Annotated in this window: 19 protein-coding genes; 16 read left to right on the top strand and 3 right to left on the bottom strand. The window is 35.6% G+C overall.

Going from position 1 to position 24,057, the window contains the following annotated elements:
- The first annotated feature begins 32 nt into the window (after positions 1 to 32).
- From C8N28_RS10615 to C8N28_RS10660, 10 genes are all read left to right on the top strand, one after another.
- Positions 33 to 1,943 (top strand): amidophosphoribosyltransferase, encoded by a 1,911-nt coding sequence (locus tag C8N28_RS10615; protein WP_132224625.1) that lies wholly within the window; start codon positions 33 to 35, stop codon positions 1,941 to 1,943.
- A gap of 18 nt (positions 1,944 to 1,961) precedes the next feature.
- Complete coding sequence (locus C8N28_RS10620; RefSeq protein ID WP_132224627.1) at positions 1,962 to 2,411, top strand: deoxycytidylate deaminase; 450 nt, start codon at positions 1,962 to 1,964, stop codon at positions 2,409 to 2,411.
- A gap of 31 nt (positions 2,412 to 2,442) precedes the next feature.
- Entirely contained in the window at positions 2,443 to 4,281 is a 1,839-nt protein-coding gene (locus C8N28_RS10625; RefSeq protein WP_132224629.1) for a UbiD family decarboxylase, read from the top strand.
- 77 nt (positions 4,282 to 4,358) lie between these two features.
- The gene (locus tag C8N28_RS10630; protein ID WP_132224631.1) at positions 4,359 to 4,724 is read left to right on the top strand and encodes a DUF6686 family protein; all 366 of its coding nucleotides are present in this window, start codon (positions 4,359 to 4,361) and stop codon (positions 4,722 to 4,724) included.
- Between the two features lie 137 nt (positions 4,725 to 4,861).
- A complete protein-coding gene (locus C8N28_RS10635; RefSeq protein ID WP_132224632.1) occupies positions 4,862 to 5,389 on the top strand; it encodes a ferritin in 528 nt (175 codons plus the stop codon).
- 163 nt (positions 5,390 to 5,552) lie between these two features.
- Positions 5,553 to 8,240: a TonB-dependent receptor gene (locus C8N28_RS10640; protein WP_132224634.1), complete on the top strand. Its 2,688-nt coding sequence runs from the start codon at positions 5,553 to 5,555 to the stop codon at positions 8,238 to 8,240.
- On the top strand, positions 8,237 to 9,208 hold the full coding sequence (locus C8N28_RS10645) for an NAD(P)H-quinone oxidoreductase (protein ID WP_317127334.1): 972 nt from the start codon (positions 8,237 to 8,239) through the stop codon (positions 9,206 to 9,208). Before C8N28_RS10640 ends, C8N28_RS10645 begins: the two co-directional genes overlap by 4 nt.
- A 65-nt stretch (positions 9,209 to 9,273) precedes the next feature.
- Positions 9,274 to 10,824 carry a glutamine-hydrolyzing GMP synthase gene (gene guaA / locus C8N28_RS10650; protein WP_132224636.1) on the top strand — a complete coding sequence of 517 codons (1,551 nt, stop codon included), beginning with the start codon at positions 9,274 to 9,276 and terminating at the stop codon, positions 10,822 to 10,824.
- Complete coding sequence (locus C8N28_RS10655; protein WP_132224638.1) at positions 10,754 to 12,019, top strand: ABC transporter substrate-binding protein; 1,266 nt, start codon at positions 10,754 to 10,756, stop codon at positions 12,017 to 12,019. The genes guaA and C8N28_RS10655 overlap by 71 nt, the downstream gene beginning before the upstream one ends.
- A 26-nt stretch (positions 12,020 to 12,045) precedes the next feature.
- Entirely contained in the window at positions 12,046 to 13,212 is a 1,167-nt protein-coding gene (locus C8N28_RS10660; protein WP_246012797.1) for an RsmB/NOP family class I SAM-dependent RNA methyltransferase, read from the top strand.
- Here the strand turns inward: C8N28_RS10660 and C8N28_RS10665 are convergent.
- The 3 genes from C8N28_RS10665 to C8N28_RS10675 form a co-directional block, all read right to left on the bottom strand.
- Entirely contained in the window at positions 13,209 to 13,781 is a 573-nt protein-coding gene (locus C8N28_RS10665; RefSeq protein WP_132224640.1) for a MarC family protein, read from the bottom strand. The genes C8N28_RS10660 and C8N28_RS10665 overlap by 4 nt on opposite strands.
- 17 nt (positions 13,782 to 13,798) lie before the next feature.
- Positions 13,799 to 15,307 (bottom strand): amino acid permease, encoded by a 1,509-nt coding sequence (locus C8N28_RS10670; RefSeq protein ID WP_132224642.1) that lies wholly within the window; start codon positions 15,305 to 15,307, stop codon positions 13,799 to 13,801.
- Between the two features lie 140 nt (positions 15,308 to 15,447).
- A complete protein-coding gene (locus tag C8N28_RS10675) occupies positions 15,448 to 17,649 on the bottom strand; it encodes a sodium-translocating pyrophosphatase (protein ID WP_132224988.1) in 2,202 nt (733 codons plus the stop codon).
- 315 nt (positions 17,650 to 17,964) lie between these two features.
- On the opposite strand from C8N28_RS10675, the gene rpsL reads away from it, so the two are divergent.
- The 6 genes from rpsL to C8N28_RS10705 all read left to right on the top strand — a co-directional run bounded on the left by rpsL (position 17,965) and on the right by C8N28_RS10705 (position 24,056).
- Complete coding sequence (gene rpsL, locus C8N28_RS10680; RefSeq protein ID WP_132224644.1) at positions 17,965 to 18,381, top strand: 30S ribosomal protein S12; 417 nt, start codon at positions 17,965 to 17,967, stop codon at positions 18,379 to 18,381.
- Positions 18,382 to 18,403: 22 nt separating this feature from the next.
- Complete coding sequence (rpsG, locus tag C8N28_RS10685) at positions 18,404 to 18,871, top strand: 30S ribosomal protein S7 (protein ID WP_132224646.1); 468 nt, start codon at positions 18,404 to 18,406, stop codon at positions 18,869 to 18,871.
- A 99-nt stretch (positions 18,872 to 18,970) separates the two neighbouring features.
- Positions 18,971 to 21,085 (top strand): elongation factor G, encoded by a 2,115-nt coding sequence (gene fusA, locus C8N28_RS10690; protein ID WP_132224648.1) that lies wholly within the window; start codon positions 18,971 to 18,973, stop codon positions 21,083 to 21,085.
- A 58-nt stretch (positions 21,086 to 21,143) separates the two neighbouring features.
- A complete protein-coding gene (gene rpsJ / locus C8N28_RS10695; protein ID WP_002993539.1) occupies positions 21,144 to 21,449 on the top strand; it encodes a 30S ribosomal protein S10 in 306 nt (101 codons plus the stop codon).
- A gap of 166 nt (positions 21,450 to 21,615) precedes the next feature.
- On the top strand, positions 21,616 to 22,995 hold the full coding sequence (mgtE, locus tag C8N28_RS10700; RefSeq protein ID WP_132224650.1) for a magnesium transporter: 1,380 nt from the start codon (positions 21,616 to 21,618) through the stop codon (positions 22,993 to 22,995).
- 53 nt (positions 22,996 to 23,048) lie between these two features.
- Positions 23,049 to 24,056 (top strand): NAD(P)H-dependent glycerol-3-phosphate dehydrogenase, encoded by a 1,008-nt coding sequence (locus C8N28_RS10705; RefSeq protein WP_132224652.1) that lies wholly within the window; start codon positions 23,049 to 23,051, stop codon positions 24,054 to 24,056.
- Position 24,057: the final 1 nt, after the last annotated feature.

Raw genomic sequence — 24,057 nt, forward strand, 5'->3', positions numbered from 1 at the left:
GAATTACGTAATTTTGTAATTCATTTTCAGCTATGAGTGATTCAATCAAACACGAGTGTGGTATAGCACTTATCCGTTTATTAAAACCCCTATCATTTTATCAAGAAAAATATGGCACATCCTTATATGGATTGGATAAGCTGTATTTACTTATGGAGAAACAACATAATAGAGGGCAGGATGGTGCCGGTATTGCTACCATAAAGCTTGATATAAAACCAGGACACCGATATATTAGTAGATATCGTGCATTAGGTAAGAATGCAATTTCGGAGATTTTTGCACATGTTCAGGAGAAGTTTGCTAATCTTCAGAAAACTAACCCAGAGAAACTTTCTGATAGTGTTTGGTTAAAGGAAAATGTTAGTTTTACCGGAGAGGTATTGATGGGGCATTTGCGCTATTCTACACAGAGTAATAATAGTCTTGAAAACTGCCATCCTTTTCTTCGTCAGAATAACTGGAAGACTAGAAATCTTGTTATATCGGGGAATTTTAACATGACCAATGTTGATGAATTATTGGAACAATTGTTTGAGTTAGGTCAACATCCGAAAGAACAAGTTGATACAGTAACTGTATTAGAGAAGATAGGGCACTTTTTGGATACAGAAAATGATGTTCTGTTTGATCAATTTAAAAGAGAAGGTTATACAAATGTTGAAATAAGTGAGTTGATTGCTAAAAATCTGGATGTGGCTAAAATTCTTCGACGTTCAGCAAAGACCTGGGACGGTGGGTATGCAATAAATGGAATTTTTGGTCATGGAGATGCTTTCGTTATGCGTGACCCTGCAGGTATTCGCCCAGCATTTTATTATCAAGATGACGAAATTGTTGTTGTTACATCTGAACGACCAGCAATTCAAACAGCATTTAATGTTTCAATTGACGATGTTAAGGAAATAGATCCTGGACACGCCTTGATTATTAAGAAAAATGGAACAGTATCTGTCGAACAATTTATTACTCCTACAGTAAAGAAAGCTTGTTCTTTTGAACGAATATATTTTTCTCGTGGAAGCGATGCATCAATTTATCAGGAAAGAAAAATGCTTGGACAGTTACTATGTAAACCTGTTTTGAAGAAAGTAGATTATGATATAGAAAATACTGTTTTTGCCTTTATCCCGAACACTGCAGAGATTGCTTTTCAAGGTTTGCATGACGGAATTAATAGTTATGTGAGAGAACTGCAAGGGAATAGTCTTCTACACCGGGCAGATAAGATCTCTGATGAGGAGATGAGTAAGACTCTTAACATTGTTCCTCGTTTTGAGAAGCTAATTATCAAGGACGCTAAGCTGCGTACATTTATTACACAAGACGCAGATAGGCAAGATATGGTTGCCCATGTTTACGATACTACGTATGGTGTTGTTAAACCAAAGGTTGATACCATTGTTGCAGTTGATGATTCCATTGTAAGGGGAACTACTTTAAAGCAGAGTGTTCTTAAAATTTTGGACCGTCTTGAGCCTAAAAAGATTATTATAGTTTCTTCTGCTCCTCAAATCAGATATCCTGATTGTTATGGGATTGATATGTCACGTATGGGAGAGTTTGTAGCATTTGAAGCAGCAATTTCATTATTGCGCCAGAGAAATATGCATTCTATTATAGACGATGTATATCATAAATGTTTGCTTTCTCAGGAAATGGATAAAGAGAAGGTTATAAACTATGTGAAGGAAATTTATGAACCTTTTACCTATGATGAAATATCTAAGGAAATTGCTAGAATAATTACACCTTCAGATATTAATGCTGACGTAGATGTAATATATCAAACGCTTGAAGATTTACATATAGCCTGTCCGGATCATCTAGGTGATTGGTATTTCTCTGGCGACTATCCAACACCTGGAGGGAATAAAGTGGTTAATAAAGCATATATGAATTGGATGGAAGGTAAAAATGCAAGAGCATATTTTTCTGCTTAAAGTTAACCGATTTTGAATTTGAGAAAGCCAAGTTTTGATGACATCTTTATGAACCTTGCAGAGGAACTTGCACTAAAATCTCATTGTGTAAGAGCCCAAGTAGGTGCAGTTCTGTCCAAGGATACCAGGATCATTTCGATTGGTTATAATGGTCCACCTGCAGGAACTCATAATTGCGATGAAGAGTGGCCAGGTGTTGGATGTGATAGAGATAGTAAAGGAAGTTGTTCGCTTGCATTGCATGCAGAGCAGAATGCGATTTTATATGCCGTAAAGAATGGTGCAGACTTGCAGCAGGCCACTTTGTATACAACACTTTCTCCGTGTTTACCTTGTGCACGGTTAATTTTCTCAGCAGGAATTGTACAGGTTTTCTATAGAAACTCTTATGCAGAATATAAGGGTTTGGCGGAAGATGAAGGTATTGATTTTTTAAATCGCTTTGGAGTAGAGACAATACGTTTTTAAATAGGTATTATTGGTGAAAAGGTAATAATCTATGGGATATAAAAGTTTAGCGCATTGTGTAGAGGATTTAGAAAGGAATGGACATTTAATCCGAGTAAAGGAAGAGGTTGATCCTTACCTCGAAATGGCGGCCATCCATATGCGTGTTTATGATCAGCAGGGCCCTGCATTGCTTTTTGAAAATGTTAAGGGTAGCCAGTTTCCCGCAGTTTCTAATTTGTTTGGCACTTTAGAGCGGTCGCATTTTATGTTTCGCGACACATTAGAGAATGTAAAGAGATTAGTAAGTCTTCGCTCAGATCCTTTTAATGCTATTAAGAAACCTATTCAGTCGTTTAGGGCTGCCTGTGCCGGGGTTGCTGCTATTCCTATTAAATCTCGATCAAGTACTCCTATAGACTACGCTAAGATTCAAATTAGCAGTTTACCTCAAATAGTAAATTGGCCTATGGATGGAGGAGCTTTTGTTACCATGCCTCAAGTATATACAGAGGATATTGATAATCCAGGCCCAATGAAAGCCAATCTAGGGATGTATAGAATTCAACTTAATGGAAATGATTATATACAAGATCAAGAGATTGGGCTACATTATCAATTACATCGAGGTATTGGTATTCATCAAACTAAAGCCAATGAATTAGGGAAGCCATTAAAAGTGAGTATTTTTGTAGGAGGTCCACCTTCTCATGCATTGGCTGCAGTAATGCCTTTGCCGGAAGGTTTGTCTGAACTTACTTTTGCTGGAGTTCTAGGAAATCGACATTTCCGTTATTTTTATGATAAAGAAGGTTTTTGTATTTCAGCAGATGCAGATTTTGTAATAACAGGGACCGTTTATCCAAATGAGAATAAGCCTGAGGGGCCATTTGGAGACCATCTAGGCTATTATAGTTTGGTTCATCCTTTTCCATTAATGCGTGTTCATAACGTTTATCATCGTAAAGATCCTATTTGGTCTTTTACGGTTGTAGGCCGACCACCACAAGAAGATACAAGTTTCGGTGCCTTAATACATGATATTACAGGCTCGGCAATGTCAAACGAAATTAACGGTTTACATGCTGTAAATGCTGTAGATGCAGCAGGAGTTCATCCTTTATTATTGGCTATTGGAAGCGAGCGTTATACTCCTTATCTGAAATTAAAACGCCCTCAAGAGATTTTGACGATAGCAAACCAAATATTAGGTACGAACCAATTAAGCCTGGCTAAGTATCTTTTTATTTCAGCGTATGAAGATCAACCAGATCTTGACATTTATGATGTTCCAAAATTCTTTCAACATATACTAGAACGTTTGGATCCAAGCCGTGATTTACATTTTCATACTCAAACATCCATTGATACTCTTGATTATTCAGGAGAAGACATTAATTCAGGATCGAAAGTGGTTTTTGCTGCAGCTGGAGATAAACTACGAGAACTTATTACCGATAAACCTTTAGACTTTCCAGAGTTAAGAGGGTTCATAAATTCTAAGTTCGTAATGCCGGGAATTATTGCAGTTGAAACGATAGCATTTAAAGATTATGAGACAGATGGTAGGATAATTAATGAATATGCAGCTGTATTAGAGAATTATAATTTAACCGGTATTGGTTTAATTGTATTGTGCGATGATGCTTTCTTTGCCTCTGAAAGCTTGAATAATTTTTTATGGGTAACGTTTACTCGCAGTAACCCTTCACATGATATATATGGAGTAGGAAGCTTTATATCTCATAAACACTGGGGGTGTAAGGGGCCAATTATTATTGATGCTCGCAAAAAGCCTCACCACGCTCCTGAATTAGTGAAGGATGAAGCAGTAGAGAATAGAATCAACCGTTTGGGAATTAAAGGAAAATCTTTGTACGGTATAATCTAAAAAAATATTTCTTATTATTATTTGGACTCATTATAGATAATGCATATCTTCGCATGTCTTAAGAGTGGAAGTACAATATGTGTAGAAATTTTAATTGTTTAGATGAGTTATATAGAACAGAATTCGGAGCTGTTTATCAATGTAATTTAAAAAACTGTTATTGGTTGGAGTTTGCGGGTGAGTGGTATTCCTTGAATGTTTCTGATTTTTTATTTTTTAAGAAGGAAGTTGATTCTATCGATATTGTATCTATGCTGGTAGATTCCTCTAGACATTCAGATGTAGTTGTTTTACAGTCGTATAGAGCAAGACGCTGTTTTGTATTAAACGCAGTTGAAATATTACAACTCAAAGACCTGCTAAGCGCTGCTCGCTTTATGATTGAATTAAACAGTGTAATTCAAGAGTGCTTAAGCTATTCTCCATCCACTTCAGTAAAATAGGTTAAGGCAATTTTCTTGTATCCTCTCTTCTATTAATTTAGATTGAATTTGTATTGTAGATTCTCAAACAATGTAATCCTATAATTGTTATTTTTGAAGTGTATCACGGAATTGTGATAAGATAAATATATAGGATCATGAAAGACTTACTTCGCTTAAAAACTTCTTTGAAAGAAGAAATCGAGAATATTTTAAATGAGCAAATCAAGGTAGAAGCTCATTCCTCTTCAATATACTTAGCCATGTCTTCTTGGTGTGATGATCAAGGATTGGATTATAGCGCTCAATTTTTTGAAAAACAGGCAGCAGAAGAACGTGTACATATGATGAAATTTTTTAAATATGTAAATGATCGTGGTGGCCGTGCAATATCACCTGAGATAAAAAACATTCCTAAGGATTTTGAATCTTTCCGTGCGGTGTTTGAAATGGCTTTAGAACAAGAAATGCATGTAACACAACAAATCAATAACATTGCTGATAAATGCATGAAAAGTAAAGATTTTGTTACTTTTCAATTTTTGCAATGGTTCCTGGAAGAACAAATTGAAGAAGAATATGTTGCTAGAAGAATTCTAGAAATATTCGATGTAGTTGGAGAAGAAGGAACTGGTCGTTGGGAGATCGATAAACATGTTCAGAAGGTATCGTATTCTGGCGAATAGTTTTAATAAAAACTAAATAAAATAGGGTTATCATTGTAAAATGGTAACCCTATTTTATTGTATTAACTCGGAGAAAGTTCTATATTTCGGTAAATATACTTTATATTCTTCTTGGGAGTTGATTAAGAATTTAAAAGGAAAGTAACCTTATATATCATCTTTTATGCGGTTAATTCTGGTCTTTACACTAATTTCTATTTCGTTTCTGGCTAAAGGCCAGCAAACGGCGGATATTCGTGGAGTAGTTCAGGATTCTGCAGGTGTAGGCTTGGCTGGGGTTAATGTTAGATTGATCTCTAAAACGGATAGTTTATTGACTTCTACAAGTAATACAGGCCGATTTGTTTTCCGAAATGTTAAATCTTCGGAGTTCCGTCTTAACGCTAGTTTATTAGGATATCAGGTGCATGATGACTATTATAAATTAGATGTAGATAACCAACTTCTTATCGTTATGGAACCTCAAAAGAATGTTCTTGATGAGGTTGTTGTTTTTGGAGTCCCAGTTGTTATAAAAGAGGATACGATTCAATATAATGCTGCTGCTTTTAAAGTGGCTAAGGGGGCGCTTCTGGAAGAATTATTAAAGAGGTTACCCGGAATAGAAGTTGATAGATCAGGCGCTGTGAGAGCTCAGGGAAGTCTGATTTCCAGAGTAAAGGTAAATGGAAAAGATTTCTTTGGCGGAGATGTTTTGACAGCAACCAGGAATTTGCCTGCTGAAATTGTTGAAAATATTCAAGTTATAGATGATTATGGCGAACAGTCGAATTTTACAGGGATGCGAAAGTCTTCTTCAGAAAAGATTATTAATATTTCAATAAAAGAAGATAGAAATCAAGGAATGTTTGGCCAGTTAACTACTGGTGTTGGAACCGATTATCGATATTTGGCAAGTGCTTCTGCAAATAGTTTCAGTGATGATCGTCAGTTATCAGTACTCGGTTCTATAAATAATACAAACTCTAGTTTATTTAGCTTCGGAGATGTTACCGGCGGTGGCCGAGAAAGTAATCCATCAGACCTTAGTAGTATAATAGAATTAGATGATGGTATTAATCGAACTAACTCCTTTGGATTTAATTTTAGAAATGATTTAAATGAGACGGTTAGTACTTATGGAGGTTATATTTATACTAATCGAAAAAATAATACAGAAGGATCAACCAATTTAACCAGTGTTTTTCAGAATAATACGATTAATAGTGAGGAAAATAGGAATACAGATACAGAAAATGGCCGACATAGTCTTATCTGGAATTTTGAGTCTAATGCTAGTGGCAGGACCTATTTTAAAATAAGCCCTACTTTATCTTATTATTCTACCAACGGTCTTTCCTCAAGTGTGAGCACAATAAATAACAGATATTTAAGTACGCATCGTTCATTAAATTCGGAAAATAATGTCTTTTCTCCTGATGGAGATATTAGTTTTATATTGAACCATAGATTTAAGAAAGCGGGTCGGAAGTTTAGTATAAACATTCAGAGTAGTATTTCAGGAAATGAAAAGAAAGATCGGATTAATGAATATCGTACAAACACAGATTCTAGTCTATTTGAACCCTTGGAAAAAACCGAGCAACTTCAGCAGCTTTTATTAAATGATCAGAATTCAGGGAATATTCATGTTCTTGGTTCTTATGTAGAACCAATTAATAAGAATAGCTTTATCGAACTGAATTATGAGCATAATTATGTTTCGAATAAGAATAAACACGAAACCTTTAATACTGGAAATTTACAGTCTAATTCATTAGAAGTTGATTCTACTTATATGAAGTATGCTTATCAATTTCAAAGCGATCAGATTGGGTTTAACTATCAATATAATGATGAGCAAACAAGTTATACAGTCGGATTTGGTTTACAACCCACTAATATTGTTGGATATACATTAAATCGTGATATCTCTACAAATAAGAAATTCATTAATTTTATTCCAAGTGCCCGCTTTTCTTATAAGGTTAATAAATTTAGTAATTTCTCAATTACCTATATGGGAAGGAACAACCAACCTGATTTTTCACAGATTCAGCCTATTCGGGATCTCTCAAACGTTCAGAATTTAATTATTGGTAATCCAGATCTTGAAAGTGAATTTGTAAATAATGTAAGTTTTCAGTTTAGAAACTTTAACCTTAAATCTGGTAATACTTTCTTTAGTAACTTATCATTTCAGAACATTAAAAATAAAATTGTAACTAATCGGGTTTCTGTTAGTAATAGTACCCGTCAGGAAACTAGTTTCTTAAACACATCAGGCTATTTCGATGCAAATGCATACTATCTTTATTCATTATCTATGATAGAGCAGGTATTCAATATTAATGTAAGTGGCTCAGCAAATTATAGTAATAATATATCCTTCATTAATTTCAGAAAAAATAGCGGTCGTTATTTGGTCTATACACAGTCAGCTGATGTCTCATATAATTTAGGGGATTGGTTAGATCTAGGATTAAGAAGTTCGTTTACATTAAATCAAACTAGGAATACATTATCCTCAATGATAGATAACGATGCCTATACCTGGACATTTGGTTTGGGGGGTAAAACATATTTTAAAGAATGGTCTCTTAGTTTTGATATATCTCAACGTATAAACAATGGATTTAGTGACTTTATTAGTGCAAACCCAACGTTATTAAATGTTTATATAGAGCATTCATTTTTGAAAAATAAGAGAGGAACCTTTCGTATTCAAGGTTATGATCTTTTCAATGAAAATACAGGTGTTACTCATGAAGTTTTGGGAAATGATATTTACCAAACTCGTAATAATCGCTTAGGGCGCTATTTCCTTGCTTCATTTAATTTTAGGATACAGAAATTTCCAGATATGAAATGATAAGAGCGATCATATATAACGAGCCTGGCAATGCCGAGGTATTGAGAATCGTAGAACGAGAAAAACCGCGATGCGATAGTAATGAGGTTCTGATAAAGGTGTTTGCTTCGGGTATTAATAAGCCGGATATTTTTCAGCGTAAAGGAAATTATAATGCACCTGATGGGATAGTTCAGAATATCCTTGGATTGGAAGTGTCTGGCATTATTGAAGAATGTGGAATTGAAGTAACCAGATGGAAAATAGGGGACCAGGTATGTGCATTATTAGCAGGTGGTGGTTACTCAAGTTATGTTGTTGTAGATGAGAGACATTGTTTACCTAAGCCATTGAATTTAACTTTTACAGAGGCTGCTACATTGCCAGAAGTGATTTTTACAGTGTGGCATAACGTTTTTCAACGTGGGAAGCTGTTACCTGATGATAGTATTCTTATTCATGGGGGAAGTGGTGGAATAGGAGTTGCAGCTATTCAGCTTGCTCGTATTTTTGATCATCCGGTTTATGTAACTGCTGGTAATGATGATAAGTGTCAGAAATGTATTGATTTAGGCGCATCGATTGCTATTAATTATAATACAGAAGATTTTGAAGTAGTATTGGGATCTAATAAGGTTGATGTAATTCTGGATATTATAGGGGGTTCTTACTTTGAAAAAAATATAAATATACTGAAGCCTGATGGTAGATTAATTTATATTAATGCAATTAAAGGAGCAAACGTTCATCTCAATATTGGAAAGATCATGAAGGAACGGTTAACAATCTCTGGAAGTACATTAAGAAATAGAAATGCTCAATTTAAAGCTGATCTTGCTCGCGAAATTGAGATCAATGTTTGGCCAAAGATCATTGCAGGCTTATATAAACCTATTGTTTATAAGTCTTTTCCCTATAAAGATGTAATTATGGCGCATCAATTAATGGAGAGTGGAACTCATTTTGGAAAAATTGTTTTAGATTGGTGAGATTACCTTTAATTCCATAAATCTAGTTGCCATAAAATTCAATATGATTTCCTAACTTTGGGGCCATGCAAGAAAAGATTATTATCCTTGATTTTGGCTCCCAATACACACAATTAATTGCAAGGCGAGTTAGAGAATTGAGTGTTTATTGTGAGATTCATCCTTACAATAATCCACCGAAAATTGACTCATCAGTTAAAGGTGTTATTTTATCTGGAAGTCCCTTTTCCGTTCATCAGGAAGATGCACCAGTTTTTGATTATTCGACAATATATAAACACCTGCCTTTATTAGGCGTTTGTTATGGTGCACAATATTTAGCTCAACACCTTGGTGGTGAGGTTAAAGCATCGAATGTTAGGGAATACGGAAGAGCTAATCTTCAGTTTGTGGACGATAGTAATCTTTTATTGAAGAATATATCGCCTAATTCTCAAGTTTGGATGTCACATGGAGATACTATCTCGATGGTACCTGATAACTTTAAGATAATTGCCAGCACTGATCATGTGAAAGTGGCAGCCTATCAAATAAATGATACTCAAACCTATGGTATTCAATTTCATCCAGAGGTAACTCATAGCATTGAAGGGAAAACTGTAATAGAAAATTTCCTGATTGGTATTTGTGGATGTCAGCAAGATTGGACTGCCGATATCTTTGTTGAAACTAGTATAAAAAACCTTCGTGAACAATTAGGAGACGATCATGTTATATTAGCACTTTCAGGAGGCGTTGATTCTTCTGTAGCTGCAATTTTATTACATCATGCAATTGGAAAGCATCTTCATTGTATCTTCGTTGATAATGGATTGTTGAGAAAGGGTGAATTTGAGCAAGTTCTTGATTCTTATAAGCATATGGGCTTAAATATAAAGGGGATAGATGCTAAGACTAAGTTTTATAAGCAATTAGAAGGGGTAAAAGATCCTGAAAGGAAACGTAAAATTATCGGTGGCGGATTTATTGAAGTATTTGATGATGCTGCACACGAGATAAGTAAAGAGTTACCTGAGGGAGTAGAAGTTAAGTGGTTAGGGCAGGGAACAATTTATCCGGATGTTATTGAATCTATTTCAGTAAACGGCCCTTCAGCCACTATCAAATCTCATCATAATGTTGGCGGTTTACCTGATTTTATGAAATTAAAGGTTGTAGAACCTTTGAGGTCTTTATTTAAAGATGAAGTTCGTAGAGTTGGAAAGGCATTAGAAATGGATCCGATTATCTTGGGTAGACATCCTTTTCCTGGTCCTGGATTAGGAATTCGTATATTAGGAGATGTAACTGCTGATAAAGTGAGGATTTTGCAAGAGGCGGATGCTATTTTCATACGTAATTTACGAGATGCAGGTTGGTATGATCAGGTTTGGCAAGCTGGTGCAATATTTCTTCCTGTACAATCAGTAGGGGTAATGGGAGATGAGAGAACTTATGAGCATGTTATTTGTTTACGTGCTGTAGGGTCGATGGATGGAATGACTGCAGATTGGATTCATTTACCTTATGATTTATTATCAAAGATATCTAACGAAATTATTAATCATGTTAAAGGAATCAATAGGGTTGTATACGACATTAGTTCAAAACCGCCAGCAACGATTGAGTGGGAGTAGGTTAGTTGGATTGTTAATACTACTTGTTTTTATAAGTAGTTGTTCTATATTAAAACCTAGACCTTCTGTTCCGGTTACTCCACCTGATGAAAAACCTGTTGAGTCAGAACTTCCTGAAGAAGATATTGCAAAACCAATAAATGAGGGGGTAAATTCCATTGTATTGTTGCTGCCATTTGAATTGGAGAAGATTAAATCTGAACCTACGCGGGCTGATATTAAACATGTGGAAGTACCACTTGACTTTTATCAGGGTTTCAAAATAGCTTTGGATAATTTGGTTCAGGAAGGATATAACTTTAAATTAACAGTACTGGACACGCGAGACAACATTGCGCAAAATGCTCGATTAGCAGTTACCCCTGAAGTTCAATCTGCAGATTTAATAGTTGGACCTATTTTTCCAAAAGAAATTTCTGCATTTGCTAGTGCCAGCAAACTAACATATAGCCTTCAGGTTTCTCCTCTTGCAGCTTCAAGACCATCTCAATTTAATATTCCTAATTTGGTGAGTTTAGTTGCACCAATAGATCTTCATAGCCAGGGTCTTGCAGGTTATTTAGAAGACGTTAAAAAGTCAAGTGATCATATCATTATTATTAATAAGTTAGATGATGATAGTAATGGATTTTTAAACCCATTAAAACAGAGTTTAACAGAAAGAGGGATTAGCTTTTCAGAAATTACTGATATTGATCAGATCACAGATAAATTTAGCTCTGCTGGAAAGAATCTTGTTGTATTAGGATCATTAGATAGATATGTGGTAAATTCAATACTTTCCAGGTTGGTTGAGATACAAGCTGAGTTAGGCATCTCTATTGAGCTATTCGGTCATCCTAATTGGAGTAGAGCATCTTTTGACGATTTCAATCTGAACACCCTTAAAACTAAAATTACTACTTCATTTTATGTAAGCCCTGATAAATCTAATGTGCGCGACTTTGAAAGAAAGTATTTGGAGGAATTTAAGATAAAACCCTCTGAGTATGCATATAAAGGGTTTGATACAGGTTATTTCTTTGGTTCTCTTTTAGGAAAATATGGTGTTAACTATCCTCAGTATTTAATTTCTGAAGAGTATAGCGGTTTGCAAACTAATTACAGATTCGAGAAGAATTCTAAGTGGGGGTATGTTAATTCTTATATACGTATACTCCAGTTTGATGGGTCGCAGTATACTCCTGTTAATTAGTTTTTATTTTCCTAGAATATAATTATATGATTAATGAGAAGCGGTTGGAGCAACAGCTCCGTACCTTTGAAAGAATTCTTCTAAGCTATAAGTTTGAAGAGCCACTGTCGAGATTTTTGACTAGCTATTATAAGCAAAATCGACAAATGGGTTCAAATGATAGACGAGTAGCGAGTAGATTGCTTTATAATTATTTTCGACTCGGAAAAGGGCTTCAAGATTTATCTATACTTACACGTTTAGCGATCTCAGAATTTCTTTGTACAAGTTCATCTGATTTTATAGCTTTAATAGAACCTAAATTAATACCTTATATTGAAGAAAGCTTAGATAAGAAGCTTAGTTACTTAGAAAAGGAGTATAAGTTTTCTATAAATACTGTGTTTCCTCTCATAGATAAGGTTTCGAATATGATTGATCTGGATAGGTTTATATTAGGTCATTTTAAACAACCTGATCTGTTTATCCGTATTCATTCTGGTCAAGAAGAGACAGTTAAAAGAGCTCTTAAAGAAAATGGTATTGATTATAATGAAATATCAAAAAACTCTTTAAGCTTTGTTAATGGGAGTCAACTGGATAAGATAAAATCAATCCAAGGTAAATATGAGGTTCAAGATCTAAGCTCTCAAAAAACAGGGAATCTTTTTAAAGCTGTAGATAGTGAGAGTTGGTGGGATGCTTGTGCTGGCTCCGGAGGTAAATCTATTTTATTAAAACAGTTACATTCTGGGGTTAAATTGCTTGTTTCCGATTCGCGAAATACAATATTAAGAAACCTGGATAGTCGCTTAGCAAATTCGAATATAACTGAGTACAGAAGAAAAATCATCGACTTAACGAAAAATCCTGTATCGGTGCTTAGCAACGAATTGTTTGATGGAATTATATTAGATATTCCATGTTCCGGATCTGGAACATGGGGTCGTTCACCAGAAGGAATGACATCTTTCTCTGAAGAAAAATTAAAATATTATTCAGACTTACAAAGACAGATAATTGAAAATGTAATTAAACATATTCGACCAGGTAAACCGTTAATTTATATTACTTGTTCAATATATAAACAAGAAAATGAGGATCAAGTCGCCTTTCTTGAGACTAAGGGTTTCAAATTAGAAGAAATGACTTATTTTGAAGGCACGGCTGATCGCGCTGATACACTCTTTGCTGCCCGACTAGTTGCTATTTAAAGCCCGGTATTTGAACGAAATAGCTTAATAGCTATAGCTAGTAGAATAATACCGAAAGCTTTTCTTAATACACTTAAGCCAGTTTTACCAAGCATCTTCTCTAGCCGGTATGTATTCTTTAGTACTAAATAAACCACCATGAAATTCAGAAAGATTCCTATGATAATATTTTGGGTTTCGAATTCTGTTTTTAATGAAAGAAGCGTAGTAAGTGAACCTGCACCTGCTATTAATGGAAATGCAAGAGGTATAATAGATGCAGTTTCGTAGCTGTCATCTTTAAAGACAGTAATCCCCAGAATCATTTCCATCGCAATAAAGAAGATTACCAAAGAACCTGCAATTGCGAATGATGCTACATCTACTCCAATAATATTTAGAAGCTGTTCTCCGATAAACAAGAAAGCCAGCATTATTCCCAACGCAACAAGGCATGTTTTCTCAGATTGGATTTTACCAACCTTTTGTCTAAGGTCAATGATAATTGGAATGGACCCTAGTATATCAATGATGGCAAATAATATCATTGATACTGAAAGAATTTCTTTGAAATTGAAATACGTACTCATGCTTTCGATTAGATTCTTTATTCTTGTTTGGCTTTAGTTTCGGCTCGAATAATACTATGTTTTTTACCATATAATAAATAGATAATAATACCTATTATCATCCATATAGCTAGTCTTTCCCAGCTTTCCACTGGCAATGACGCCATTAAAATAACACATACTATTATACCTAATATTGGTACGAAAGGAACCCATGGAGTTCTAAATGGTCGATGAATGTTTGGCTCTGTTTTTCGTAGGACCATAATTCCGATACATACTAGCGTAAATGCAAATAATGCACCAATACTTACCATATGACCTAAGTCTAGAATTGGAACGAAGCCAGCAAAAAGACTAACGAAAACCATAAATATTAAGTTGGTCTTCCAAGGAGTTTGTTTTTTTGATAAATCAGAGAACATCTTCGGTAATAAGCCATCTTTACTCATACTGTAAAATACCCTGCTTTGTCCTAATAACATTACCAGAATTACTGAAGTATAGCCAGCCAAAATTGCTATCATCATAAATTGATTTAAGAAAGTATAACCTGTTACTGCAAATGCTGTTGTAACAGGTTTAGCATTATTCTCAAATTCTGTATAGTTTGCTAATCCTGTCATAACGTAGGAAAACAAAAAATACAATATGGTACATATTAATAGTGAACCAATAATCCCAATAGGCATATCCTTCTGAGGGTTTTTAGCTTCTTGTGCTGCAGTACTTACCGCATCAAAACCGATAAATGCAAAGAAAACCACACCGGCACCCCTTAATATACCTGTTATACCATACTGTCCAAAGTATCCTTCATTGAAAAAATCAAACAAACCTATTTTGCCAGATTTTAATAACTCTTCTCCTTCATTGACAGGGATAAAAGGAGTATGATTAGCAGGATTCATAAATGACCAGCCCAGGCTGATAAAGATTAGAACAACAGCTACTTTTACTACAACAAGAACGTTGTTTACAAAAGAAGACTCTGCCGTTCCTCGTATTAATAACAAGGATAACAGACATACAATAATAATAGCAGGTAAGTTAACAATACCAGTTTCTATACTACCACCTGTTGTTTGGTAAGTTTCCCAAGGGCCATGGAGAAATTGCTGAGGTATATGGAGACCGTATTCGGATAGGAATTGGTTTAAATATTGAGACCAGCTCACTGCTACTGTTGCTGCTCCCAGGGCATACTCCAATACGAGATCCCAACCGATAATCCAAGCCATCCATTCACCCATAGTAGCGTAGGAATAAGTATAAGCACTTCCTGCTACGGGAATCATCGAAGCAAATTCGGCATAGCAAAGACCTGCTAGAGCACAAACAATTGCAGCAACAACGAAGGATAGAGTCACTGCTGGTCCGGTATTCTCAGCTGCTACTATTCCTGTAAGTGAAAATAGTCCAGCACCGATTATGACTCCTACACCTAAAGCAACTAAATGGTAGCTGGTTAACGTCCTTTTCAGTGTTCCTGTTCCAATCTCATTCGATTCAGCAATTAATTTCGATATTGATTTTTTGAAGAGCATGTTGTTATTTTTAACAATAAACAATATAGGATACTTAGTTCGGTATTACATCAAACGTACAAATTTCTAGTTAAAATAATAAGAGCGGCCTAAATATTTATTAGGTCGCTCTTACATTGGGTTTATAATTGGTAAAAAACTTAGTATCTGACTATCTTCGATTCCTGATTGTCTACAATGATTATTTTCTGTGTATCTTGTTTTATATTTTTTGCCTCCAGATTAGTTCCTACATTGATATGAGGAGCTATGATTAAAGATACGATTGACATTAATTTAATCAAAATATTCATTGAAGGTCCTGAAGTATCTTTAAAAGGGTCTCCTACGGTATCGCCGGTAACAGATGCTTTATGTGGTTCTGAATTTTTATAGTGCATAACACCATCAATTTCAACGCCCTTTTCAAAAGATTTTTTAGCATTGTCCCAAGCTCCACCGGCATTACTTTGAAACATACCCATTAATACACCAGAAACGGTTACGCCCGCTAATAAGCCTCCAAGAACCTCCGGGCCAAATGTAAAACCTACAATTAATGGAACTAATAACGCTATTGCACCTGGCAACATCATTTCTCTAATAGACGCTTTAGTTGAAATAGCTACACATTTTTCATACTCTGGTTTTGCTTTATATTCCATAATACCCGGAATTTCCCGGAATTGACGTCTAACTTCTTTTACCATATCCATTGCAGCCCGGCCAACAGCAGAAATACAAAGAGAAGAGAATATAAAAGGGATCATTGCACCAACAAATAATCCTGCAAGTACATCTGCATTATAGATATCAATTTTGTCTATTCCTGCTAATCCTACAAAGGCGGCGAATAAGGCAAGTGAAGTTAAGGCTGCAGAAGCAATAGCAAAACCTTTTCCTGTTGCTGCTGTAGTATTTCCTACAGCATCCAGATTATCAGTACGATTTCTTACTTCTTCAGGTAATTGACTCATTTCAGCAATACCACCTGCATTATCAGCAACAGGTCCGAAAGCATCAATAGCTAATTGCATAGCGGTAGTTGCCATCATTCCTGCAGCGGCTATAGCAACGCCATAAAAACCTGCAAAATGATACGAACCATAAATACCACCTGCTAAAACCAAAATCGGTAATACGGTTGATTCCATTCCTACTGAAAGGCCGCCAATAATATTAGTTGCGTGACCAGTAGAAGATTGTTTAATGATCGATAATACAGGTCTCTTTCCCATAGAGGTATAGTATTCTGTAATAATACTCATTAAGGCACCCACAATCAAACCTACTATAATAGCCATGAAAACATCTGTACTTGTAAACTCATAGCCTCTTAATATCATATTATCTGGCATGATCCATTTAACAGCGAAGAAAGAAGCTATTGCTGTTAATATGATAGATGACCAGTTCCCTAAATTCAGAGCATTCTGAACGCTATCTGTTTCTTCTTTTATCCGAACCAAGGATGTTGAAATAATTGAAAAAAGAAGACCTAAGCCGGCAATAACCATAGGAAGTAAGATGGGAGCAATGCCACCAAAGTTGTCAATAGAGTTAATTTCACGACCTAATACCATTGTGGCAAGCAAGGTAGCAACGAAAGATCCGAATAAATCGGCGCCCATTCCTGCAACATCACCTACGTTGTCACCAACATTATCTGCAATAGTTGCAGGGTTTCTAACATCATCTTCTGGAATCCCAGCCTCAACTTTACCCACTAAATCTGCTCCAACGTCTGCTGCTTTAGTATATATACCTCCACCTACACGTGCAAATAGAGCTATTGACTCTGCACCTAATGAAAATCCGGCTAAAACTTCTAAAGCTTTCTGCATAGCAAGGCCATTTACTTCCCCGCCTGTATTGATAACATATACCTGATAGAAAACAATAAATAATCCCCCAAGGCCCAGAATCGCTAATCCTACTACACCAATACCCATTACACTTCCTGCAGTGAATGATACTTTTAGTGCTTTTGCTAAACTTGTACGTGCAGCTTGTGTTGTACGCACATTAGCTTTCGTTGCTATATTCATACCAATGTAACCAGCCAAGGCTGAAGTAAAGGCACCGATAATAAATGATACTGCTATTACCCAACTCGAGCTTTCTATCAAAGTGCCAGAATAAGCAAGTAATACAGCGGCTATAACTACAAAGTATGAGAGTACTTTCCATTCTGCTTTTAAGAAAGCCATTGCTCCGTCAGCTATGTAACCAGCGAGAGTTTTCATGTTTTCATCTCCAGCATCCTGTTTAATTACCCAAGCACTTTTGGAAATCATTATCGCTATGCCAATAAGGCCGATAAGGGGGATAAGATAAATAAGGTTGTTCTGTAAAAGTTCCATCAATCGATTATTGTTTAGAGTAAATATTGTAGGATAAATTATTGTTTATGAATTCCATAAGGAATTAGTCAAAAGTAGCACGGTTATTCTAATTATCAAATTTATTTTAAACTAAATATTATTAAATCCTATTTGCTATTAGATTGACCTTTAAAAGGTAAGGAACTTAAATAGATTATTCATAGAATTTGAGTTTCTTTCGTATCTATGATAATATATTGATTATATTTTATTTAATGCTTGATATATAAAGGGATTTGATATATCTTTGCAGTCCTAAAAAAGTATAGAATTAACAAAACTAAAAAACACTAAATGCCTACTATTCAACAATTAGTAAGAAAAGGTAGAGTAGCTTTGGTTGACAAGAGTAAGTCGCCAGCCTTGGACAGTTGTCCGCAGCGAAGAGGTGTATGTACACGTGTGTACACCACTACCCCAAAAAAGCCTAACTCGGCAATGCGTAAAGTTGCACGTGTACGTTTAACAAATGGAAAAGAAGTGAATGCTTACATTCCAGGAGAAGGACATAACTTGCAAGAACACTCCATCGTATTAATACGTGGTGGTCGTGTAAAAGATTTACCAGGAGTAAGATATCATATTATCCGCGGTGCATTGGATACTTCCGGAGTAGCAGGTCGTAATCAACGTCGTTCAAAATATGGAACGAAACGTCCAAAACCAGGACAAGCAGCTGCAGCACCAGCTAAGGGAAAAGGAAAGAAATAATTAAATTAGGAGATATTAAAAAATGAGAAAGTCAAAACCAAAAAAACGAATCATTTTGCCTGATCCGAAGTTTAATGATGCTCAGGTAACCCGTTTTGTAAATAACATGATGTATGACGGTAAGAAATCTATCGCTTACTCAATATTTTATGATGCTGTACAGTTAGTTGAAGAGAAAACTAGTGAGAATGGCCTAGAAGCTTGGAAAAAAGCTCTAAATAATGTAATGCCTGCAGTCGAAGTTAAATCTCGTCGTGTTGGGGGAGCTAACTTTCAAGTTCCTACTGAAGTACGTCCAGAACGTAAAATTGCTTTAGGTATGAAATGGTTAATCTCTTATGCACGTAAACGCGGTGAGAAAACTATGCATGAAAAATTAGCAGGTGAAATTATTTCAGCTTCAAAAGGTGAAGGTGCAGCTGTGAAAAAGAAAGAAGATGTTCATAAGATGGCAGAAGCTAATAAAGCATTCTCTCACTTCAGATTCTAAGATTAATACCATGTCTGATATAATTACACCGATAGTTTTTCTTTTGAGAATGGCTATCGGTGTAATATTTTTGACGAAAAACGATATAATATATAAATAATGTCAAGAGACTTAAAATATACTAGAAATATTGGTATCGCTGCCCACATCGATGCCGGTAAAACCACAACTACGGAACGTATTCTGTATTATTCAGGAACGAACCATAAATTGGGTGAAACCCACGAAGGATCAGCGACAACCGATTGGATGGCGCAAGAGCAAGAGCGAGGTATTACTATTACCTCAGCAGCAGTAACCGTTGATTGGAAATACAGGAATAACTTATATCATATTAATATTATAGATACTCCTGGACACGTTGACTTTACTGTTGAAGTGAATCGTTCTCTTCGGGTATTAGATGGATTAGTGTTCTTATTTTCAGCCGTAGATGGTGTTGAGCCACAATCTGAAACTAACTGGAGACTTGCGAACAACTATAAAGTTCCTCGTATTGGTTTCGTTAACAAAATGGACCGTTCAGGAGCTGATTTTCTTAAAGTTGTAGGACAAGTAAGAGAAATGCTTGGAAGTCACGCTGTTCCTCTTCAATTACCTATTGGTTCTGAAGAAACCTTTAAAGGTGTAGTTGACTTAATAAACCACCGAGGTATTGTATGGAATGAGGAAGATAAAGGAATGACCTTTACTGAAGTGCCTATTCCTGATGATATGTTGGAGGAAGCTGCGCTTTGGAGAGAAAAGTTATTAGAAGCAGTAGCTGATTATGATGATACATTGATGGAGAAATTCTTCGATGATCCGGAATCAATAACTGAGCGCGAAATTTTAGATGCTCTTCGTAAAGCAACTTTAGATGCTAAAATCGTACCGATGGTTTGTGGTTCATCTTTCAAAAATAAAGGTGTTCAAACCATGTTAGATTACGTGATGGAATTACTTCCTTCACCTTTAGATGTTGAAGGTATTACTGGAATTAATCCTAAAACAGAAGAAGAAATAGTTCGTCAACCAGATATTAAGGAACCATTTGCTGCATTGGCTTTTAAAATTGCAACTGACCCATTTGTTGGACGTCTTTGCTTTATCCGTGTTTACTCTGGAAACTTAGAAGCTGGATCATATGTTTATAATGCCCGTTCTGAAAACAAAGAACGTATTTCTCGTATTTTCCAAATGCATGCTAATAAGCAAAATCCTATTCCAAATGTTGGAGCTGGAGATATTGCTGCGGTTGTAGGTTTTAAAGACATTAAAACAGGTGATACCCTTTGTGATGAAAAGAATCCTATTATTTTAGAATCAATGGATTTCCCAGATCCGGTAATTGGTTTAGCAATTGAACCAAAAACACAGGCTGACGTTGATAAACTAGGTATGGCTTTAGCGAAATTAGCTGAAGAGGATCCAACTTTCCAAGTGAAGAGTGATGAGGAGACTGGACAAACAGTAATCTCAGGAATGGGAGAGTTACATCTTGATGTATTGATTGATCGTTTGAAACGTGAATTTAAGGTTGAGATTAATCAAGGTGCTCCACAGGTTGCTTTTAAAGAAGCTATAACTGGCACAACTCAACATCGTGAAACTTATAAGAAACAAACTGGTGGTCGTGGTAAATTTGCTGATATCCAGGTTATAATTTCTCCGGTTGATGCTGACTTTGAAAAAGGTGGTCTTCAATTTGTGAATGAAATTACTGGTGGTTCTATTCCCCGTGAATTTATTCCTTCAGTACAAAAAGGCTTTGAAGCTTCGATGAATAATGGTGTTTTGGCTGGTTATCCTATAAGTGATATGAAGGTTCGTTTGATTGATGGATCTTTCCATGCTGTCGATTCAGATGCATTATCATTTGAAATTGCTGGTCGGTCAGCTTTCCGTGCAGCATTGCCAAAATGTTCACCTGTATTAATGGAGCCGATTATGAAAATTGAGGTTCTTACACCAGAAGAAAACATGGGTGATGTTATGGGTGACTTAAATCGTCGCCGCGGCCAATTACAAGGTATGGATACTCGTAATGGTGTTCAAGTAATTAAAGCTTTAGTTCCTCTTTCAGAAATGTTTGGTTATGTAACTCAATTGCGTACTATCACTTCTGGTCGTGCAACTTCTACAATGGAGTTTGATCATTACGAACCAGCTCCAAGAAACGTTCAGGATGATATTGTTGCTAAAGCAAAAGGAAAAGTTAGCGCTTCCGAATAATTAAATTAACCATCGACTATTAAAAATAGCTCTAATAGCCGACTAAATAAATAACAAAATGAGCCAAAGAATTAGAATTAAATTAAAATCGTACGATTACAACCTAGTTGATAAATCGGCTGAAAAAATTGTAAAAACTGTAAAGCCTACAGGAGCAGTTGTTAGTGGACCTATTCCATTGCCAACAGAGAAAAAGATCTATACAGTTTTGCGTTCCCCGCACGTAAACAAGAAAGCGCGCGAGCAATTTCAACTATGTGCTTACAAACGTTTATTAGACATTTATAGTTCGAATTCTAAAACTGTTGATGCTTTAATGAAACTTGAATTGCCTAGCGGTGTTGAAGTAGAAATTAAAGTATAACTACAGAAAGTTATTAATTGAAAAGGCCAATTGTGTAAAGCATATTGGCCTTTTTTGTTGGTTATTATTGCGAAAAAACTCTTCTCATTTTTCGTTCTTCTATTATAAAAAACCGACTTTTGTAATTATCCCATCATATTTTATGTAAAGCTCAAAATTACTTCATATGGATGAAATGAAAGTGTTGACAGATCAAATCGAATTGTTGATTGCCGAAGGAGACCCTGTTAAACTTAATGAATATTTAGACAATCTAAACATTTCTGAAGTTGAGGGTTTAATTGATGAACTTCCTGAATACGCAGACACATTTATTTCAACGTTAAGTATTAATCGTGCAGTCAATGTTTTTAGAATCCTTGACTTTCCTACTCAGGAAAGAATTGTTAAAAAATTATCTGGCCCTAAGCTTGCTGAATTAATTAATGAGCTGCCTCCAGATGATAGAACATCCTTCTTTAGTGAGTTACATGGAGATGCGGTAAAAAAGATGATCATCCTACTTCCTCCGGCAGACCGAAAAGAAGCTCTTTCTTTATTAGGTTATCCCGAAGAAAGTGTTGGAAGGTTGATGACTCCTGATTATATCACAGTAAAGGAACATTGGAGTGTAGGAAGAGTATTAGAGCATATTAGAAAGTATGGTAAAAATTCGGAAACGATTGATGTTCTTTATGTAATCGATTCTAATGGAATCTTGTTAGATGATATTAGAATACGTGAAATCTTATTGGTTAAGCCCGATGTTCTTATTAGAGATTTAATGGATAGTCGATTAATTTCTCTTAAAGCTAATGACCCACAAGAGGATGCGATAAATGTTTTCCGAATGAACAACCGAGTTGCATTGCCTGTAACTGATGATCAACAGATTATGTTAGGTATTGTAACAGTCGATGATATTTTATGGGTAGCTAACGAAGAGTATACTGAAGATATGCAGCGTATAGGGGGTACTGAAGCGTTAGATGAACCTTATATGGATATGTCAATTATAAACCTGGTTAGAAAGCGAGCAGGTTGGTTAGTTCTTTTATTTTTAGGTCAATTATTTACTGCCTCTGTCATGGGGCATTTTGAAGCCCAGTTGGCTGGTGCATTAATACTAGCGATTTTTATCCCCTTAATTATGTCAAGTGGAGGAAATAGTGGTTCTCAGGCTTCAACATTGATTATACAGGCTATGGCATTAGGTGAAGTTTCACTTGGAGATTGGTGGCGTGTAATGAAACGAGAGATACTATCAGGTTTATTATTAGGAATAATATTAGGTGTTTTAGGATATCTAAGGTTATATGTTCAACATGTAGCATTTGGCGATTTAGGAGAACATTGGAATTTAATCGCACTTGTTGTTGGTTTGTCACTTTTGGGAATCGTAACATGGGGTTCATTAATGGGGTCAATGCTGCCTTTTATCTTAAGAAGGTTTGGTGCTGACCCTGCAACATCTTCTACCCCTTTTGTTGCAACTTTAGTTGACGTTACCGGATTAATCATTTATTTTTCAGTAGCAACGTATATTCTTAACGGGACATTATTCTAGGTTTACTTGTTAAGTTGAGTTGTAAACATTAAATTTTCTTTAATCAGATTTATATGGAAACAGAAAAGCGAAGGATTGCAGTTATTGGAGGTGGAAGCTGGGCTACTGCAATTATTAAGATGCTGAATGATAATGTATTGCCAAAAGATGTATTCTGGTGGATGAGGAATGAAGAAACTGTCCGGATTATCCAGAAAGATCAACGTAACCCGAACTATTTAAGCGCTATAAAGCTTAATCTGGAAGTCAACAATATTAGTACAGATATTCATTATGTTCTTAAGAATGCAGATGTTATTATATTGTGCGTTCCTGCAGCTTTTTTAAGAGATGCACTTGTTGGAATAACAAAGGAGCAATTAGCAGACAAGATCATTATTTCGGCGATCAAAGGAATCGTTCCTGATAACAATCAGATAATCGGAGAATTCTTGCAGGTTAATTACAAAGTATCTGTGAATAATATTGCTGTGATAAGTGGACCTTGTCATGCAGAGGAGGTTTCCCAAGAAAAGTTATCGTATTTAACCATTGCTTCTCAGTCGCTTGAGGTAGCAGAGTTTGTGGCTTTTTATTTAAATACTAATTATATTAAAACAAACATCTCTGATGATATCTATGGAACAGAGTATGGCGCAGTTTTAAAGAATATTTATGCTATAGCTAGCGGAATCTGCCATGGAATAGGATATGGGGATAATTTCCAAGCTGTTTTAATATCAAATGCTATTCGAGAAATGGCTCGTTTCCTGTCGGTAGTTCATCCTATTAATAGAGATATTAAGGAGTCGGCCTATTTGGGAGATTTGTTGGTAACAGCCTATTCTCAATTTAGCAGAAATCGTACTTTCGGAAATATGGTTGCCAAAGGATATACGGTTAAGTCGGCACAATTAGAAATGAATATGATAGCAGAAGGTTATTATGCTAGTAATTGCATTCATCAAATTAACAAAAAGTATAAGGTAGATCTTCCCATATGCAGGGCCGTTTATTCTATCTTATATGAAAAGCATTCAGCCCTTTTAGAAATCAAATTATTATCAGAATTATTGACATAAT

Origin of the sequence: Albibacterium bauzanense, from assembly GCF_004339765.1 — a bacterium.
Taxonomy (GTDB): Bacteria; Bacteroidota; Bacteroidia; order Sphingobacteriales; family Sphingobacteriaceae; genus Albibacterium; species Albibacterium bauzanense.

Excerpts from the sequence above, each read along its gene's own strand:
- C8N28_RS10625 (WP_132224629.1), top strand. The coding sequence starts at position 2,443 with ATGGGATATAAAAGTTTAGCGCATTGTGTAGAGGATTTAGAAAGGAAT.
- C8N28_RS10670 (WP_132224642.1), bottom strand. The coding sequence starts at position 15,307 with ATGCTCTTCAAAAAATCAATATCGAAATTAATTGCTGAATCGAATGAG.
- C8N28_RS10615 (WP_132224625.1), top strand. The coding sequence starts at position 33 with ATGAGTGATTCAATCAAACACGAGTGTGGTATAGCACTTATCCGTTTA.
- rpsG (WP_132224646.1), top strand. The coding sequence starts at position 18,404 with ATGAGAAAGTCAAAACCAAAAAAACGAATCATTTTGCCTGATCCGAAG.
- C8N28_RS10630 (WP_132224631.1), top strand. The coding sequence starts at position 4,359 with ATGTGTAGAAATTTTAATTGTTTAGATGAGTTATATAGAACAGAATTC.
- C8N28_RS10660 (WP_246012797.1), top strand. The coding sequence starts at position 12,046 with ATGATTAATGAGAAGCGGTTGGAGCAACAGCTCCGTACCTTTGAAAGA.
- C8N28_RS10675 (WP_132224988.1), bottom strand. The coding sequence starts at position 17,649 with ATGGAACTTTTACAGAACAACCTTATTTATCTTATCCCCCTTATCGGC.
- C8N28_RS10640 (WP_132224634.1), top strand. The coding sequence starts at position 5,553 with ATGCGGTTAATTCTGGTCTTTACACTAATTTCTATTTCGTTTCTGGCT.
- C8N28_RS10705 (WP_132224652.1), top strand. The coding sequence starts at position 23,049 with ATGGAAACAGAAAAGCGAAGGATTGCAGTTATTGGAGGTGGAAGCTGG.
- C8N28_RS10655 (WP_132224638.1), top strand. The coding sequence starts at position 10,754 with ATGTTAAAGGAATCAATAGGGTTGTATACGACATTAGTTCAAAACCGC.
- C8N28_RS10665 (WP_132224640.1), bottom strand. The coding sequence starts at position 13,781 with ATGAGTACGTATTTCAATTTCAAAGAAATTCTTTCAGTATCAATGATA.
- fusA (WP_132224648.1), top strand. The coding sequence starts at position 18,971 with ATGTCAAGAGACTTAAAATATACTAGAAATATTGGTATCGCTGCCCAC.
- rpsJ (WP_002993539.1), top strand. The coding sequence starts at position 21,144 with ATGAGCCAAAGAATTAGAATTAAATTAAAATCGTACGATTACAACCTA.
- guaA (WP_132224636.1), top strand. The coding sequence starts at position 9,274 with ATGCAAGAAAAGATTATTATCCTTGATTTTGGCTCCCAATACACACAA.
- rpsL (WP_132224644.1), top strand. The coding sequence starts at position 17,965 with ATGCCTACTATTCAACAATTAGTAAGAAAAGGTAGAGTAGCTTTGGTT.
- C8N28_RS10645 (WP_317127334.1), top strand. The coding sequence starts at position 8,237 with ATGATAAGAGCGATCATATATAACGAGCCTGGCAATGCCGAGGTATTG.
- C8N28_RS10635 (WP_132224632.1), top strand. The coding sequence starts at position 4,862 with ATGAAAGACTTACTTCGCTTAAAAACTTCTTTGAAAGAAGAAATCGAG.
- mgtE (WP_132224650.1), top strand. The coding sequence starts at position 21,616 with ATGGATGAAATGAAAGTGTTGACAGATCAAATCGAATTGTTGATTGCC.